The 15,947-nt window shown below is 60.3% G+C and carries 12 protein-coding genes; 1 reads left to right on the top strand and 11 read right to left on the bottom strand.

Annotation, left to right across the window (positions count from 1 at the left end; genetic code table 11):
- From A3C3_RS0117770 to A3C3_RS0117815, 10 genes are all read right to left on the bottom strand, one after another.
- Window positions 1–2,208 (bottom strand): bifunctional diguanylate cyclase/phosphodiesterase, encoded by a 2,208-nt coding sequence (locus A3C3_RS0117770; RefSeq protein WP_022715926.1) that lies wholly within the window; start codon window positions 2,206–2,208, stop codon window positions 1–3.
- A 170-nt stretch (window positions 2,209–2,378) separates the two neighbouring features.
- The gene (locus A3C3_RS0117775; RefSeq protein ID WP_022715927.1) at window positions 2,379–3,155 is read right to left on the bottom strand and encodes a MetQ/NlpA family ABC transporter substrate-binding protein; all 777 of its coding nucleotides are present in this window, start codon (window positions 3,153–3,155) and stop codon (window positions 2,379–2,381) included.
- Window positions 3,156–3,189: 34 nt separating this feature from the next.
- On the bottom strand, window positions 3,190–3,855 hold the full coding sequence (locus tag A3C3_RS0117780) for a methionine ABC transporter permease (RefSeq protein ID WP_022715928.1): 666 nt from the start codon (window positions 3,853–3,855) through the stop codon (window positions 3,190–3,192).
- Window positions 3,845–4,918 carry a methionine ABC transporter ATP-binding protein gene (locus tag A3C3_RS0117785; RefSeq protein ID WP_028739748.1) on the bottom strand — a complete coding sequence of 358 codons (1,074 nt, stop codon included), beginning with the start codon at window positions 4,916–4,918 and terminating at the stop codon, window positions 3,845–3,847. Before A3C3_RS0117785 ends, A3C3_RS0117780 begins: the two co-directional genes overlap by 11 nt.
- A 436-nt stretch (window positions 4,919–5,354) precedes the next feature.
- Window positions 5,355–6,728, bottom strand: a complete 1,374-nt coding sequence (locus tag A3C3_RS0117790) for a GH1 family beta-glucosidase (protein WP_022715930.1) — start codon at window positions 6,726–6,728, stop codon at window positions 5,355–5,357.
- 295 nt (window positions 6,729–7,023) lie between these two features.
- Window positions 7,024–8,211 (bottom strand): Gfo/Idh/MocA family protein, encoded by a 1,188-nt coding sequence (locus A3C3_RS0117795; RefSeq protein WP_022715931.1) that lies wholly within the window; start codon window positions 8,209–8,211, stop codon window positions 7,024–7,026.
- Between the two features lie 197 nt (window positions 8,212–8,408).
- Window positions 8,409–9,461, bottom strand: coding sequence for a sugar phosphate isomerase/epimerase family protein (locus A3C3_RS0117800; RefSeq protein ID WP_028739749.1), 1,053 nt, complete (start codon window positions 9,459–9,461; stop codon window positions 8,409–8,411).
- A gap of 245 nt (window positions 9,462–9,706) precedes the next feature.
- Complete coding sequence (locus A3C3_RS0117805; RefSeq protein ID WP_022715935.1) at window positions 9,707–10,657, bottom strand: substrate-binding domain-containing protein; 951 nt, start codon at window positions 10,655–10,657, stop codon at window positions 9,707–9,709.
- 70 nt (window positions 10,658–10,727) lie between these two features.
- Window positions 10,728–11,738, bottom strand: coding sequence for an ABC transporter permease (locus A3C3_RS0117810; protein ID WP_022715936.1), 1,011 nt, complete (start codon window positions 11,736–11,738; stop codon window positions 10,728–10,730).
- Window positions 11,739–11,811: 73 nt separating this feature from the next.
- Window positions 11,812–13,335: a sugar ABC transporter ATP-binding protein gene (locus A3C3_RS0117815; protein WP_022715937.1), complete on the bottom strand. Its 1,524-nt coding sequence runs from the start codon at window positions 13,333–13,335 to the stop codon at window positions 11,812–11,814.
- Between the two features lie 168 nt (window positions 13,336–13,503).
- On the opposite strand from A3C3_RS0117815, the gene A3C3_RS0117820 reads away from it, so the two are divergent.
- The gene (locus A3C3_RS0117820) at window positions 13,504–14,535 is read left to right on the top strand and encodes a LacI family DNA-binding transcriptional regulator (protein WP_022715938.1); all 1,032 of its coding nucleotides are present in this window, start codon (window positions 13,504–13,506) and stop codon (window positions 14,533–14,535) included.
- A 49-nt stretch (window positions 14,536–14,584) separates the two neighbouring features.
- Here the strand turns inward: A3C3_RS0117820 and xylA are convergent, their stop codons facing one another.
- Window positions 14,585–15,895 carry a xylose isomerase gene (xylA, locus tag A3C3_RS0117825; RefSeq protein WP_022715939.1) on the bottom strand — a complete coding sequence of 437 codons (1,311 nt, stop codon included), beginning with the start codon at window positions 15,893–15,895 and terminating at the stop codon, window positions 14,585–14,587.
- Window positions 15,896–15,947 lie beyond the last annotated feature (52 nt).

The raw sequence follows: 15,947 nt of genomic DNA on the forward strand, positions 1-15,947 counted from the left end.
TCAGGCAGCGGTTATCTGGCGCGGCATCGCGTCCAGGGCACGGCGTACTTCAAGCATTTCGGTGATCCTGTCTGCCGGCACCGGCTTGCTGAAGAAATAACCCTGCAGGCAATCGCAACCGAAGAGACGAACGGCGAGCGCCTGCTCTTCTGTCTCGATACCCTCGGCCGTCACCGGAATATCCAGTGAGCGGGCAAGCGCGACGGTTGCCTGCAACATCTCGCGCTGGCTGTCGCTTTCGGTCACGCCCTCGACCAGCGAACGGTCGATCTTGATGCGGTCGAAACCGAACTGGCGGAGATAGCCGATCGACGAAAAACCCGAGCCGAAATCATCAAGCGCGATTTTGACGCCGAGCGTCTTCAGCCGCTCGATCGATTGCCGGGTGCGCTGCGGATTCTGGATCATGTATCCTTCGGTGATCTCCAGCGTTACGCGCTCCGCCTCGATCTCCGTCTGTTTCAGGACATAGCGAACATAGTCGGTAAAGGCCGGATTCCGGAACTGGCCGGGGGAAACGTTTACGGCAACGCGCAGCTCCGGCCATTGCTTGGCGGTCTCGCAGGCCTTGCGCAGCACAAAGAGACCGAGCGCCTCGATAAGCCCGCTGGTTTCGGCGATCGGAATGAATACATCCGGCGAGACGGGTCCGTGGCCGGGACGATTCCAGCGCACCAGCGCTTCGACGCCGTTCATCTCATGTGTAGAGGCATCGATCAGCGGCTGATAGGCAAGCGTCAGATCGCCGCTTTCGATCGCAACGCGCAGATCGAGTTCAAGCGCATTGCGCTCCTCGCGGTCGGCATCCATCGCGGGATCGTAAAGCGTCATGCGGGCCCGGCCCGCTTCCTTGGCCTTGTACATCGCAAGATCGGCGCGGCGGACCAGTTCTTCGCGGCTGATCGCCCCGCCAGCAGCCATCGCGATGCCAATGCTGGCGCCGATGACGACGACGCGCCGGCCGATCTCCAGCGGCTCCGCCAGGAAATCCAGAATCTGTTCCGAAAGCTGCAGTGCATCGGCGTTGCCACCTTCAGACAGGAAAGCAATCGCGAATTCGTCGCCACCAATGCGCGCCAGAACCGCGCCGTTAGGGATCAACACCTTGAGCCCGGCGGCGACCGCGCGGATCAACTGATCACCGGTGCCATGCCCGTAGCTATCGTTGACTTCCTTGAAACCGTCGAGGTCGAGATAGAGAAGCAGTACGTTCTTACCGGTCTGCTTCGCCTTGGCAACGACGTCATCGACAGCAATCCCAAGGCCTTCACGGTTCGACAGCCCGCTGAGACGATCGCGGAGCGCGTCCTCGCGGGCATTGTTTTCCTCCGCCTTCAGCCGGCGACCGGCAAGCCAGCCTATGACGAGCAGGCCGGCGAAGAACAGCCCGACGAGGCCGAGTGCCTTCACAACCATCGGGCGCACCTGTGCATAGCTGATGTCGCCCGGCGAACGCGAAATCCATACGAGTTTGCCGAGCGCCTTGCCGGCGGCATCATCGATCGCCACGGAATATTGCGCGTCGTAAGCGGCTGGCACCAGCTTCAATCCCTGGATGACATAGGTCTCCCCGAGGCTCCTGATCGTCTCGTCGTTCAGATGGCGGGCAAAAATCAGATAGCGGCGCTGCCCCGCCGGTGCATTCAGCGTGCCGGATTTTTCGCGCACGAGCGCAACGCCGATTGCCGCGATGCCTTTCTTGGTGCCGACGAAACCCACGGCGTCCGGTGCTTCAAGCCCGGCGGCCTTCACTTTGTCGAACAACGTCCAGAACGATGGCGCAAAGAAATCGTCAACCCCGCCCTCCATCGGCTGGCCGTCGCGATAGACCATCAGCGGTTTCTTGTCGTCATCTATGACGATCGCCACGTCGAAAAGCGCGCTGTTGGAGGACATTTCGCCGTAGTTGCTGATCGTCCAAGCCATGCCGTCTCTGGCATAGACATTGACGGCCGCATCGTCCCAGGCGGCATAGTCGTTCAGCGTCGCGCCGAGTTGCGCTTCGAACGTCTTGAGCGCCCCGGCCGTGGTTTCACGCGAACGTTCGTCGTCGAGAATATTGGCGTTATCGGTGACGCGCGACAGCGCCGTCAGCACCATGACGGTAACGACCGCGACCATAACCGCAAAGGAAAAGAGCACACCGGTAACAGTTGTGTGGCGGCCGATCCCCGAAGCCTGATTTTTTTGCCTAAAGAACGCAGGCATGCATTACTCCCCGATAACGGGGACTTTGCCAGTCAAGGCTTCAAAAACGGTTAAAGCGAACGGTACAAGGCTTCATCCGGGTGTTTTTTCTCCCTGAGAATCACTGGGCATTGAAATACCCTCCCCGCGGAACGGGAAGGGCTTGATTTCCTAACGGTTTTGGCCGTCGCTTACCAGCCTGGGATGACCGAGCCCTTGAAAGTATCGGCGATGAACTGTTTCACGGCATCGCTGTGATAGGCTTCGACCAGCGTCTTCACCCAAGGCTGATCCTTGTCCTTCTCGTTGACCGCCAGAATATTGACATAGGGCGCCTTTTCGCCTTCGCGGGCAATCGGATCCTTCGAAGGATCAAGGCCGGCTTCCAACGCGTAGTTGGTGTTGATAACAGCGGCATCTACATCGTCCAGCGAACGCGGCAGCTGGGCGGCATCGAGTTCGGCGAACTTCAAATTCTTGGCATTTTCCGTGACATCGGCAGGTCCGACCTTCAGGCTCGCGCCATCCTTCAGCTTGATCAGTCCCTTATCGGCGAGGATCAGCAGAGCACGGCCGCCATTGGTGGGGTCGTTGGGTATCGCGACGGTAGCACCATCAGCGAGTTCGTCCAGGCTCTTCACCTTCTTGGAATAGACGCCCATCGGGAAGTTGACTGTATAGGCGACGTCAATGATCTTGAAGCCGCGATCGGCGACCTGGTTGTCGAGATAGGGCTTGTGCTGGAACGAGTTGGCGTTCAACTCGCCATCGGCAAGCGCCTGGTTCGGCACGACATAGTCGGAAAATTCCAGAATCTCGATGTCGAGGCCCTTGGGCGCTGCAACTTCCTTCACCTTCTCCATGATCTGTGCATGCGGACCCGGCGTGACGCCAATCTTGATGGTTTCGGCCGCGGCAGCAGTCGCAAAGGCCGCTGCGAAGGCGGCCGCGAGGATGATTTTCTTCATCGGTTTTCTCTCCTTGGGTTATGGGGCAATTCGATCAATTCTTGCGGGATCGCTTGTCGAAGCGGCGGGCAAGCGCATCGCCGGCGCTCTGCACGGCCTGGACGAGCAGGATCAGGACGATGACGACGACCAGCATCACATCCGGCATGAAGCGCTGGTAGCCATAGCGGATACCGAGATCTCCGAGCCCACCGCCGCCCACGGCGCCGACCATCGCGGAATAGCCGATGAGGCTGACCAGCGTCATCGTGAGCGCCAGTGTCAGCGCCGGACGCGCTTCGGCAAGAAGCACCTTGCGCACGATCTGCATCGGGGTCGCACCCATGGCACGGGCGGCTTCGATCAGGCCCTTGTCGACGTCGCGTATGGCGGCTTCGACGAGCCGCGCGAAGAACGGGATGGTTGCGATCGTCAACGGCACGATCGCTGCCCTGGTGCCGATCGACGTGCCGGTGACGAGGCGCGTGAAAGGAATGATCGCGACGACGAGGATGATGAAAGGCGTCGAGCGCGTCGCGTTGACGACCAGTCCAACGACGCGATTCACGGAAGGCGCCGGAAAGAGCTCGCCGCGGCCGCTAGTTGCCAGGAACACACCGATCGGCAATCCGATCAGGGAGCCGATGAAGCCGGCGATCGCCACCATGCGCAGCGTATCGAGCGTTGCCTTGCCGATGAGAAGCAGAAGATCAGGAGACATAGCCGAGCACCTCCGCAACGAGACCGTTCGCCTTGAAGAATTCACCCGCTTTCGCGGACGTCGCATCATCCGCTGCATAGGCGATGATAAGCGAGCCGTAGGGTTCGCCACCGATCTCGTCGACCGTTCCGGCGATGATGTTGATATCCGAACCCAACGTCTGGATAAGCTGCGAGATCAGCGGCTGTTCCGCAGTGCGCCCGAAGAACGTGATGCGCACGGCAACGCGACCGCCTTGTGTCTTCTGCGGCCGCATGCCGGATGCGAGCGCTGCCGGAAGCTTCGAGCCCGGCAAACCGGCAAGCAATGCGCGCGTCGTCGGATGTTGCGGCCGGGTGAAGACATCGAAGGTGCGGCCGCGCTCGACGATGATACCCTTGTCGATCACCGCGACGTCGCCGGTGACGGCTTTGACGACCTCCATCTCGTGGGTGATCAGAAGCACCGTAAGCCCCAACTCTGCATTGATGCGCTTCACGAGCTCGAGGATCGACTGGGTTGTCTCTGGATCGAGCGCGGAGGTCGCTTCATCGGAAAGCAAAAGCTTCGGCTGCGTGGCGAGCGCGCGGGCAATGCCGACGCGCTGTTTCTGGCCACCGGAAAGTTCTGCCGGATAGCGGTCTCGTTTGTCGGAAAGCCCGACGAGATCGAGCAGCGGCTCGACGCGAGCGCGAATGGCGTCCTTGTCGAAACCGGCGATTTCCAGGGGCAGCGCCACATTGCCGAAGGCGGTGCGCGAGGACAAAAGGTTGAAATGCTGGAAGATCATGCCGACCGAACGGCGCAGCGCACGCAGGCCAGCCTCGTCCAGGTCGGGGACGTTGACGCCATCGACGATGACCTTGCCGCTCGTCGGACGTTCCAGGCCGTTGACAAGACGGATCAGAGTCGACTTGCCGGCGCCGGAACGCCCGATGATGCCGGTAATGGAGCCGCGCGCGACGGCGAAATCGACCGCATCAAGTGCGGTAAACGATTTGTTCTCGGCGCCGAAGCGTTTCGATACCTCTTCGAAGAGGACGGTATTTGCGGCATTGGCCGCGCTGGAAGAGTCGGAATGCATGGGAATGCTCTCGATGTTCAAAAAAGTCCGCAATCGCTGAATGGCTGGGGACGCGGCGCGTCTGATCAGGCCGGCATTCGGCAACGCATTCGGAACAGAGAGGCAGTCTTTATCATCGCACAACCGGAAGATTCAATTTGATCGCGCATGGCTGCCATGCGCAGGGATGTAATGCTTTATGGCGGAGTTCCAGTCGCGATTGACAGAGAGATTTTTTCTTTGAATCGGTCAGTGCGGCAAAAAACCACCCATTGTGCAATTGTCTGATTCACGAAACGCGCGTCGCTTGCTTCTTCTCCCCCAGCAAGGAGAAGTGCTGGAGCGTCAGCGAGGCGATGAGGAGTGAGCGACGAAAGGATCGAACGACAATGAGGCCGGGTCTCCCATACGGCCCCTCATCGGCCTTTCGGGCACTCTCACCAAGAGGCGAGGTTATTCAACCCGCTTTGTGATTGCCCGCCGGAAACTGGCTTGCCAGCTCCCGATACCACTTGCCGCTCTTCTTCACGGTGCGGACCTGGGTGTCGTAATCGACATGCACAAGGCCGAAACGCATCTTGTAGCCTTCCGCCCATTCGAAGTTGTCCATCAGGCTCCAGGCAAAGTAACCGCGCATCGGGTAGCCGTCCTTGATGAGGTCGGCAACGACCGCCAAGTGATCGCTGTAATAATCGAGTCGCGGCTGGTCATCGACCTCGCCGTTGACCACGTCCATGTTGTAGCAGGCACCGTTTTCGGTGATGTAGCATTCCGGCAGTTCATAGCGACGATAGAGATCTTCGACGACGTGCTTGAGGCCGGGCGAATAAACTTCCCAGCCGATATCTGTCTTCACGTCGCTGGCACGCGGTGCTTCGGCCGTCCAGGGGAAATCGCCGTTCTTCGCCGGGTCGTCGGCAACACGCAACGGCGTATAGTAGTTGAGACCCCACCAATCGAGCTTCTGGTTGATGATCTTCATGTCTCCATCTTCGATGATGGGCATGCGGTCGCCCAGCGCTTCCACGAACTCGCTCGGATACTCGCCCTTGAAGACCGGATCGAAAAAAGCGCCGTTGTGGAACTGATGCGCGCGTTCGCCGGCTGCGATATCCGCCTTGCTCTGCGATCCCGGAATGACGGGCATCGCATTCAGCACCAGGCCGGCTGGCACCTTCGGCGCCTCGGCGCGGATCGCCTCGACGCCAAGCCCGTGTGCAAGATTCATGTAGTGCATGGCGTGAAGCGCTGCCTGCATGTTGCGCTCGCCCGGCGCATGAATGCCGTAGAGATGGCTGAGCCAGACGATGCACCAAGGTTCGTTGAAGGTCGCGACGCTGTCGAGCCGGTCGCCGAGACGCGCCATGACGGTCTTTGCGTAGCGCTGAAAGGCGTAGGCCGTGGAGCGCGCCGTCCAGCCGCCGTCGCCTGCCAACAGCAGCGGCAGGTCCCAGTGATAAAGCGTCGCGAAGGTCTTGATGCCACGCGCCTTGCAACCGTCGACGAGGCGGTCGTAGAAATCAAGGCCGGCTTCATTCACAGGCCCGGTGCCATCCGGAATGACGCGCGGCCAGGCGATCGAGAAGCGATAGGCCTCGACACCCATGTCCTTGATCAGGTCAAGGTCCTGTTCGAGCCGGTTGTAGTGATCGCAGGCAACATCGCCATTATGGCGGTTATAGACACGGCCCGGCATGTTGCAGAAGGCATCCCAGATCGACGCCTTGCGCCCATCCGCTTTACTGGCACCCTCGATCTGGAAGGCAGCCGTCGCGACGCCAAAGGAGAAATCGCCCGGAAAGCGGGCGGCGAGTGTCTTAGGATCGATCATCTGAAAACCCCGTCTGGTCATGGACTGGTCGTTCGAGCGGCGGTTTAGCCAAAGGAACCGGCGTTGTACAGTGTGGATATGTCAATCCTGCAACGTTGCAGACGGATAGCGGACCTAACGGGTATAGCCAGCCTAAGGGTCGCCCCTCACGCTAACTTCTCCCCGCAAACGGGGCGAGGGACCGTTCTCACGCAAGTGCAGGTTTCTGCTGAAGCGGTGCGATCTATACCCTTCCCCCCGCGTTCGGGGAGAAGGTGGCGTCGGCCGGATGAGGGGCTCGCCCAAGACCTGGTTATCAGAGCTTGACCCAAGCCCCATTCCGCTTCGACGAAGCAACGCAGGCCTCGACGAAGGCAACGCCCTTCACGCCGTCATCGACGGTCGGATAGACCACGGCCTTGGCGACCGCTTTGCCTTTCTTGTGCGCATTGATGGCATGCGCCGCTTCCGTGTAGATCGTCGCGAAGGCTTCGAGGTAGCCTTCCGGATGACCGGACGGAATGCGCGAGACGCGGGCAGCGGCGGCACCGGAACCTGCGCCGTTGCGGGTAATCAGCCGCTTCGGCTCGCCGAACGGCGTGTACCAGAGATAGTTGGGGTCAGCCTGCACCCACTCAAAGCCGCCCTTGGTGCCGTAGACGCGGATCTTCAGCCCATTCTCATGGCCGGGAGCCACCTGGCTGCACCAGAGCATGCCCTTGGCCGGCTTCTCCTTGCCTTTTGCCTTGAAGCGCAGAAGCACGTGAGCGTTATCGTCCAGGCGACGGCCTTCGACGAAACTATCGAGATCGGCCGCGAGACTATCGAGTTCGAGGCCGGTAATGAAGGAGGCAAGGTTATAGGCATGCGTGCCGATATCGCCGGTCGAACCACCCGCGCCCGACTGCGCCGGGTCGGTGCGCCAGACGGCCTGCTTGGCACCGCTCTGCTCGACAGGCTCTGTCAGCCAGTCCTGCGGATATTCGGCCTGCACGACGCGGATATCGCCGAGTTCGCCATTGGCAATCATCTCGCGCGCCTGACGGACCATCGGATAGCCGGTGTAATTGTGCGTCAGGATGAATAGCGCGCCGCTCTCGTCGGCGACCTTCTTGAGTCTTTTGGCATCGGCAAGATTGGAGGTCAGCGGCTTATCGCAGATGACGTGGATGCCCCGGCGCAGGAATTCCTTGGCGGCATCGTAGTGAACATGGTTCGGCGTGACGATCGAGACCGCCTCGATGCCGTTCTTAAGCTTCGCCTCACGGATCGCCATTTCCCGGTAACTCGCGTAGGTGCGCGACGGGGGGAGGCCGAGATCGCGGCCCGATGCGATCGCCTTTTCCGGCGTCGACGACAGCGCACCTGCGATGAGTTCGTATTGATCGTCGATGCGGGCCGCTATGCGATGCACGGCGCCGATGAAAGCACCCGCTCCGCCGCCGACCATGCCGAGGCGGATGCGCGGCTCGCGCGCCTGTTCCGTTGATCCTTCAATTGCCATAGGTTCCTCCAAAGAAGTGAATGTTTTGCCGAAGGCGCCGAGATTCTACTCCGCAAGGGGAAGAAGGTGGCGGTAGCCGGATGAAGGGGCGCGGCAGACGTAGTCTTTCGCGGTTTGCTCAAGACGTCGATCCGCTCCGCCCCGTCATCTCTCCTTCGGACATCTTCTCCCCGCTGGGGAGAAGAAAGAAGCAAGGCTCACAGCCCGAGCATGCGGCGGTTCGCCGCCTGGTCCGTGCCGCTGCCGGCAAAATCGTCGAAGGCCTTCTCGGTGACGCGGATGATGTGTGCCTTGACGAACTCAGCACCCTCACGTGCACCGTCTTCCGGATGCTTCAGCGCGCATTCCCATTCGACAACGGCCCAGCCGTCGAAATTGTTGGCCGTCATTTTCGAAAAGACGGCGCCGAAATCCACCTGGCCATCGCCGAGCGAGCGGAAGCGGCCAGCGCGTTCGACCCAGCCCTGGTAACCGCCATAGACGCCCTGACGCCCGGTTGGATTGAACTCCGCATCCTTGACGTGGAACATCTTGATGCGATCCTTGTAGATGTCGATGTTGTCGAGATAGTCGAGGCACTGCAGGACATAGTGCGATGGATCGTAGAGCATGTTGGCGCGCGGATGGTTGCCGACCCGCTCCAGGAACATCTCGTAGGTGACACCATCATGCAAATCCTCGCCGGGATGGATTTCATAGCAGACGTCGACGCCACACGACTCGGCATGGTCGAGGATCGGCTTCCAGCGGCGGGCAAGCTCGTCAAAGGCCGTTTCGACAAGACCGGCCGGACGCTGCGGCCACGGGTAGATGAAGGGCCAGGCAAGCGCACCTGAAAAGGTCGCATGTGCCTTGATGCCGAGGTGCTTGGAGGCCGTCAGCGCCATCTTCACCTGCTCGACCGCCCATTCCTGCCGCGCCTTCGGATTGCCGCGCACTTCCGGTGCGGCAAAGCCGTCAAAGGCCTCGTCGTAGGCGGGATGCACGGCCACCAGCTGGCCTTGCAGGTGGGTCGAAAGCTCGGTGATCTCGATACCGTTTTCCCGCGCCTTGCCGGCGAATTCGTCGCAATAATCCTTGGAGCTGGCGGCCTTCTTCAGATCCATCAACTGACCGGCCCAGGTCGGAACCTGCACGCCCTTGTAGCCGATATCAGCCGCCCATTTGGTGATCGCATCCCACGAGTTGAAAGGCGCGGCATCGCCTGCAAACTGCCCGAGGAACAGGCCAGGCCCTTTGATCGTCTTCATGTCAGAATCCTCCCTGATGATCGACCGTAAACGTTTATGATAACTTCTAGCACGCGTTCTGGCGGGAGCAAGGCGCCCACGCCGTTGCGGCAGATGCAGCTGAAAAGCCGAAAGTCAAACTGAAGCGAACTAATCATGCCTGCCTGGAGGCTGCAAGAGGTACGTGCCGCATTCTTGACCGCAGCGCATGCGCAAGCAAAGAAAATGCGCCCATCTTCGCAAATGGGCGCATTACAGTCGGAAGATCAGAACGGAGAATCCGGGAAATAGAAGTCCTTGGCGTTATCCTTGGTGATGAGCGTCGCGTCGAGGATATAGGTACCGCGCACCGGAACCTGATCATAGAAATTTGCCGCCGTCATTTCCATCGCCGTGCCGACCATCGCCGGCGGATAGAGAACGTCTACCGGGATCAGCTTGTCGCCGTCTATGACCTTCTTGACCATATCCTTGGAGCCGGCGCCGGCGATAACATACTGGATGTCCGTCCGCTTGGCCTGCTCGATGGCCTGCAGCACGCCGACGGCCATGTCGTCGTCCTGGCACCATACGACGTCGATCTTCTGGTACTTCGTCAGATAGTCCTGCATGACCTTGAAGGCGTCGTCGCGGTTCCAGTTGCCGTACTGGCGGTCGAGAACCTTGACGTTCGAACCGGCGATGCCCTTGTCGAAGCCGTCCTGGCGCTGCTGGTCGATCGGGATCGGCAGGCCGCGGATGACGACCACCTCTGCATCCGGCGTGTTTTCCTTGATGTACTTGCCGGCGACTTCACCGAGCGCCGGGTTGTTGCCGGCAACGTAGAGGTCACGGACGGAATCATCGTTGTTGCTCGGCGCACGGTCGACGAGCGCCACGAACTTGCCGGCGTCCTTGATTTCCTTGATGGCGTTGACGAGCGGATCCGGATCCGACGGCAGGATGACCAGGGCATCAATGCCTTGTGTCGCAAGATCCTGCACGGCGTTTGCCTGGCTTGCGGCATCTGGCGAGGTCTTGACGATGACGTTCAGGCCCGGATGTTCGGCCATCAGCAGCTTTGCCACGCGCTCGGCATGGAAGACGACGCCGGCCGTCCAGCCATGGTCGGCTGCCGGAATGGAAACGCCGATCGTTACCTTCTTGTCCTGGGCATACGAGACGCCCGTGAGGACCGCCATGGCGGCGACGGCCAGCCCCAGAATTTTTTTACGCATTTTTCTCTCTCTCCCAATGAATGACTGGGTCTAGTCGATCGAGGACCGGGCGACCCATAAACCCGGCTATTCACGATTTACGCACCAGCGACCGCTGAACCAGCATGGCGATGATGATGATCGCCCCCTGGATGGCGCCGATCAGGTATTCGCTGATGAAATTCGAAAGCAGCATGATGTTGCCGACGAGTTCGAGAATGAAGGCGCCGCAGATCGTGCCCCAGACCCGGCCCGCGCCACCCTTGAGCGCCGTGCCGCCGACAACCACGGCGGTGATCGCCTGCAGTTCCCAAAGGATGCCCGTCGTCGCCGAGGTCGACCCAAGCCGCGGCACGTAGAGAAGCACGGCGATGGCAACGCACAGGCCCTGGATGACGAAGGCGATGGTGCGCACGCGATTGACTGCGATACCGGAATAACGCGCCACGTCGCTGCTGGAGCCGACCGCCACGACATGCCGCCCATAGCGGGTGCGGTAGAGGACGAAGGCTGCAACGCCGGTGACGGCAAGGATCACGGCGATCGGAACCGGCACGCCGAGGATGGAGCCGAAATAGGCCGGGCGGTAGAGTGTTTGCAGTTCGGGCTCTCGCAGCGTGATGGCGCCGCCCTGTGAAAGCCAGGTGGTCAAGCCGCGATAAACGCCCATGGTGCCGAGCGTTGCGATGAAAGGCTCGATCTTGCCAACGGTGGTGATGAGACCGTTCGCAAGGCCGCATGATGCGCCGATTACGATCGTGAGCACGATGGCAGCCGTCAGCATCAGCGCCGGATCGGCGATCACGCCGGAATTCATGAACAGGATCATCAGGCTGGCGACGAAAGCGACCATCGACCCCACGGAAAGGTCCAAGTCACCCGCCGAAATTACGAAAGTCGCGCCCACGGCAATGATGGCAATGAAAGCGCTTCTCGTCGCAACATTGGCAAGGTTCGTGATGCCGATGAAATTCGGATTGACCAGCGCCCCGACCACGAGAAGCAACGCCAGCGCCGCGAAGGGCGCGACCGCCCGAAGATCGACATCGCGCCAGGAACGGCGCCGGCTTTCCTTTTCGCTGCTTTCCTCGCTTATACTCATGTTCAAAACCAACCTCCCGTCCCATTGCCCCTGGGAATTCTCTGCCACGCCTAGACCGGATCATTTCGCCTGATCAGGCAGCAATCTTTTTTTTCAATCCAGCCGCGTAGCGCATGATTTCCTGTTCGGAGATCTCATCGCCCTCCAAAATGCCGACGATCCGGCCTTCACGCATCACGGCGATACGCGTGCAGAGTCCGATCACCTCCGGCATCTCGGAAGAGACCACGATGATCGAATGACCATCGCGGGCCAGCGCCGAAATGAAATGATAGATCTGCTGCTTGGTGCCGACATCGATGCCGCGGGTCGGCTCGTCGATGATGATGATCTGCGGCTCGATCTCCATGACTTTCGCCAGCAGCAATTTCTGCTGGTTGCCGCCGGACATGCGGCCGGCAATGATATTGCCGTCCCTGACGCGGATGTCGAAGCGGCGGCGGGCCCTTGCCATCGCAGAGGCTTCGCTCGCAGCGCTCAGATAGCCGAACCGGCCATGCTTGTCCAAGGATTGCAGCGTAAGGTTGGCGATCATGCCGGAGTTGAGAAGCAGTCCCTTGGACTTGCGGTCCTTGGTCATGTAGGCCAAGCCTGCGCGATTTGCGGCATGAACGTCGTGCGAAGGCACGGACTGCCCGTTGACCGTGACTTCACCCGATGCGCGCGAGCGCAAGCCCATGATCGCCTCCATGAGCTCCGTCCGGCCGGATCCGATCAAGCCGGAAAAGCCGAGGATCTCGCCTCTGCGGACCTCGAAACTGGCATCACGGACATAGTGGGTCGATACGGAATCGACGCTGAGCACGACCTCTTCATCGACATCGGGCTCGTTCTTGGCGGGATAAAGGCTGGAGAGCTCCCGCCCGACCATCAATTGAGCGATCGATTCGCCGTCCAGGATCGAGGTTGGCGAGGTCTTCACCCATTGGCCGTCGCGCAGCACCGTCACCCGGTCGGTCAGCTCCATGACTTCGTCGAGCTTGTGGGAAACGAAGACAAAGCTCGTTCCCTGGTCGCGAAGCTTGCGCACCTGCTTGAACAGGAAGTTGATCTCCTCGCGCGATAGCACCGCGGTCGGTTCATCCATGAATACGATCCGCGCATTGCGGCTGATCGCCTTGGCGATCTCCACCATCTGCTTGTCGGCGATCGACAGCGTGTTGATCTGCGCATTCACGTCGAGGTGCGAGCCGAGGAGATCAAGGACGCGCCGCGCCTCGGCGCGCATATACTTGCGGTCGAGCACGCCGAAACGCGTGACTTCGCGACCGAGAAACAGGCTCTCGGTGACGGTCAGATGTTCGGCGAGATTGAATTCTTGGTGAATGATGACGATACCGAGCGCCTCTGCGGCACCATTGGGCGGCAGCGTCACAGGTTTGCCGTCGAGCAGGATTTCGCCGGAGCTTGGCTCTTCGAAACCGGAAAGGATCTTGACGAGGGTGGATTTGCCGGCGCCGTTTTCGCCCATCAGCGCATGGATTTCGCCGGCGCGGAGGTCGAAATTGACGCTGAAGAGCACCTGCACGCCGCTGAACGACTTGCTAATTCGCCTTGCCGACAGCAGCACCGCGCCTTCGACGGTCTCCGGATCCATTATTCCCTCCCCACGGCTCCCGTCCGCTTTATGCGACTGTGTAAACCTTTACATTAGCGATGTAAAGGTTTACATCATTGCATACATGAGAATTTTTCAGCGTCGCCTTTGACCTTCGGGGAAGTCTGTGTAGTGTCCCGGTCAAGACGAGACCCAAGGCAGAGCGCAGTGTCGAATTCCACGCCCGCAACAATCGAAGACGTCGCCCGAATTGCCCAGGTTTCGATTGCAACGGTCTCCCGCGCGATCCATATGCCCGAGAAGGTCGCGAACTCGACACGCCTCAAGGTCAACCAGGCAATCGCCATCACCGGCTACACGACGAATGCGATGGCGCGCAGCCTGCGGCTCGGCCGCTCGAACATGATTCTCGTCGTCGCGCCCGACATCGGCGACCCGAATTTCTCCAACATCCTGGTCGGATTGGAGAATGAAGCCCGCGCGCACGGCTACGGCATCCTCATCGGCCATACGCAGAATGATGCGCAACGCAGTCTCGAATATCTGAAGTTCCTGAATTCCAATCAGGCGGCCGGGCTGATCCTCTTCACCGGCATCCTGCCCTTCGGCCACCAGACCATGACCGCGCGCCTGCCGCCCAGCGTCGGCGTCTTCGAACCGGTCTTCAACGGCGGCATTCCCTATGTCGGCGTGGACGACATCGCGGGCGCCCGCAAGGCCGTCGACCTGCTGATTGCCGAGGGCCATCGGAAGATTGCCTTCATCGGCGATTCGCGCACCCGCCTCGCCTACAGCCGGCGGCGCATGGGTTATGAAGCCGGATTGGATGCCGCTGGCGTCAGTCCGGACCTTCGAATTGTCTTCGAAGGCGACGGCACGATTGAAAGCGGCCGCCTGGCGGTCGAACAGCTTTTTATGCGCGACACCCTGCCGACGGCCTTCATGTGCGTCAACGACCAGACCGCCATCGGTGTGATGATCGGACTCGGCGCGCGCGGCTACGATATCCCTCGGGATTTTTCCGTGACCGGCTTCGACGACGTGCCTCAAGCCGTCTTCATGTCACCCTCGCTGACGACGATCCGCCAGCCACGCACCGCCATCGGCAAGCATGCCATGGCGCTCCTGCTCGAACTGCTGTCGGACGGTCAGCCCACCGAGACGGAAATCCTGCTCAGACCCGATCTGGTGGTCCGCAACTCGGTCTCTGCGCCCTCGCGCAACTGGATAAGGAAGTAAGAAGGACGACGGCGGCAGCCGAGTGAAAGCTGCCGCCGGCCGGCATTGCTTAAACGTAGCGGTTGACGACGTTTTCCAGCAGTTCCTGCTTGCCGGATTTCGGCTGCGGGTTGATGTTCTTGCTTTCAACCCACTCTGCGATCTGCTCCAGCGAGTATTCGCCGCGCAAGAGCTTCTGGCCTTCGGGGGCGTTCCAGCCGGCATAACGATCCTCGAGCGGTTTGGAGAGCGCCCTGTCCTCTATCATCCTGGCCGCCGCCTTAAGACCGCGAGCGCAGCAATCCATGCCGCCGATATGGCCGATCAGCAGGTCCTCCGGATCGAGCGACTGGCGGCGCAACTTGGAATCGAAGTTCGTGCCGCCGGTCCTGAAGCCGCCGCCTGCTAGGACGTGGTAATAGGCCAGCGCCATTTCAGGGACGTTGTTCGGGAACTGGTCGGTATCCCACCCCGATTGGTAATCGTTGCGGTTCATGTCAATCGAGCCGAAGATGCCGAGCGCATTGGCAAGCGCCAGCTCGTGCTCGAAGGAATGGCCGGCGAGGATCGCGTGGCCCTGCTCGATATTGACCTTCACCTCATTTTCCAGGCCGTTCCTCTTCAGGAAGCCGTATACGGTCGCGACGTCGTAGTCGTACTGGTGCTTGGTCGGCTCCTGCGGTTTTGGCTCGATGAGGATGGTGCCCTTGAAGCCGATCTTGTGCTTGTATTCGACGACGAGATTGAGGAAACGGCCGAGCTGATCGAGCTCGCGCTTGAGGTCGGTGTTGAGCAGCGTCTCATAGCCTTCGCGGCCACCCCAAAGCACGTAGTTTTCGCCGCCGAGCTTCTGGGTCGCATCCATGCAGGTCTTCACCGTCGCCGCCGAAAATGCAAAGACATCCGGATCCGGATTGGTCGCGGCACCCGACATGAATCGGCGGTTCGAGAAGAGGTTCGCCGTGCCCCAAAGCAGCTTGACACCGGTCGCAGCCTGCTTTTCGGCAAAATAGTCGACAATCTCGTTGAGGTTCTTCGTGTTCTCGGCAAAGTTGTTGCCTTCCGGGCGAACGTCGGCGTCGTGGAAGCAATAATAGGGCGCGCCGAGCAGCTGGAAGAATTCGAAGGCAACGTCGGCCTTCAATTTCGCTGCCTTCATCGTATCTTCGAACCAGGGACGCAGGAAGGTCTGGCCGCCGAAGGGATCGCCACCCGGCCAGGTGAAGGTATGCCAGTAGGCAACCGCAAAGCGCAGGTGGTCTTCCATGCGCTTGCCCATGACAATTTCGTCGGGTTGGTAGTGGCGGAAGGCGAGCGGATTGGTGCTGTCCGGGCCTTCATATTTCACTTTCTGGATATCGCCGAAAAATCCGGTGCTCATTGTCTTGTCTCCTTGGGTTTCACTCTTGTTGGTTAGCAGCCAGGCGCCCCTC

It is taken from the genome of Rhizobium mongolense USDA 1844, from assembly GCF_000419765.1.
GTDB classification, from domain to species: domain Bacteria; phylum Pseudomonadota; class Alphaproteobacteria; order Rhizobiales; family Rhizobiaceae; genus Rhizobium; species Rhizobium mongolense.

Bases quoted from the DNA above. Each gene is read 5' to 3' on its own strand.
- A3C3_RS0117770 (WP_022715926.1), bottom strand. From the start codon at position 2,208: ATGCCTGCGTTCTTTAGGCAAAAAAATCAGGCTTCGGGGATCGGCCGC.
- A3C3_RS0117775 (WP_022715927.1), bottom strand. From the start codon at position 3,155: ATGAAGAAAATCATCCTCGCGGCCGCCTTCGCAGCGGCCTTTGCGACT.
- A3C3_RS0117780 (WP_022715928.1), bottom strand. From the start codon at position 3,855: ATGTCTCCTGATCTTCTGCTTCTCATCGGCAAGGCAACGCTCGATACG.
- A3C3_RS0117785 (WP_028739748.1), bottom strand. From the start codon at position 4,918: ATGCATTCCGACTCTTCCAGCGCGGCCAATGCCGCAAATACCGTCCTC.
- A3C3_RS0117790 (WP_022715930.1), bottom strand. From the start codon at position 6,728: ATGATCGATCCTAAGACACTCGCCGCCCGCTTTCCGGGCGATTTCTCC.
- A3C3_RS0117795 (WP_022715931.1), bottom strand. From the start codon at position 8,211: ATGGCAATTGAAGGATCAACGGAACAGGCGCGCGAGCCGCGCATCCGC.
- A3C3_RS0117800 (WP_028739749.1), bottom strand. From the start codon at position 9,461: ATGAAGACGATCAAAGGGCCTGGCCTGTTCCTCGGGCAGTTTGCAGGC.
- A3C3_RS0117805 (WP_022715935.1), bottom strand. From the start codon at position 10,657: ATGCGTAAAAAAATTCTGGGGCTGGCCGTCGCCGCCATGGCGGTCCTC.
- A3C3_RS0117810 (WP_022715936.1), bottom strand. From the start codon at position 11,738: ATGAGTATAAGCGAGGAAAGCAGCGAAAAGGAAAGCCGGCGCCGTTCC.
- A3C3_RS0117815 (WP_022715937.1), bottom strand. From the start codon at position 13,335: ATGGATCCGGAGACCGTCGAAGGCGCGGTGCTGCTGTCGGCAAGGCGA.
- xylA (WP_022715939.1), bottom strand. From the start codon at position 15,895: ATGAGCACCGGATTTTTCGGCGATATCCAGAAAGTGAAATATGAAGGC.